General features: G+C 61.6%; 1 protein-coding gene. It reads right to left on the bottom strand.

The features are described 5' to 3' along the window. A partial coding sequence (locus C1I97_RS40885) for a hypothetical protein (protein ID WP_441349209.1) occupies positions 1-428 on the bottom strand: 428 nt, incomplete at its 3' end. Positions 429-443: the final 15 nt, after the last annotated feature.

The raw sequence follows: 443 nt of genomic DNA, 5'->3' as shown, positions 1-443 counted from the left end.
GCAAAAACGTCCGAGACGAACGCCAGGTCTTCTGAAACGGCAGCGGGACAGAGCGCCTCAGCTGCGGCAGACTCAAAAACAGCGGCTGCATTATCTGCCAGTGCCGCGTCAACAAGTGCCGGGCAGGCCTCAGCCAGTGCCACCGCCGCCGGAAAATCGGCAGAAAGTGCTGCATCGTCTGCTTCAACAGCCACAACGAAGGCTGGCGAAGCCGCTGTACAGGCCAGCGCAGCAGCGAGGTCTGCTTCCGCAGCGAAGACATCCGAGACGAACGCGAAAGCGTCGGAAACCAGCGCAGAATCCTCAAAAACGGCTGCCGCATCGTCCGCCAGTTCGGCGGCGTCATCGGCATCATCTGCGTCTGCTTCAAAAGATGAGGCGACCTGACAGGCGTCAGCAGCAAAGGGCAGCGCCACGACGGCATCCACGAAGGCGACAGAGGC

This window comes from Streptomyces sp. NTH33 (assembly GCF_003236365.1).
GTDB lineage: Bacteria > Actinomycetota > Actinomycetes > Streptomycetales > Streptomycetaceae > Streptomyces.
The sequence above is the reverse complement of the archived record's forward strand: the minus strand, read 5'-3'. Positions and strand labels throughout refer to the sequence as shown.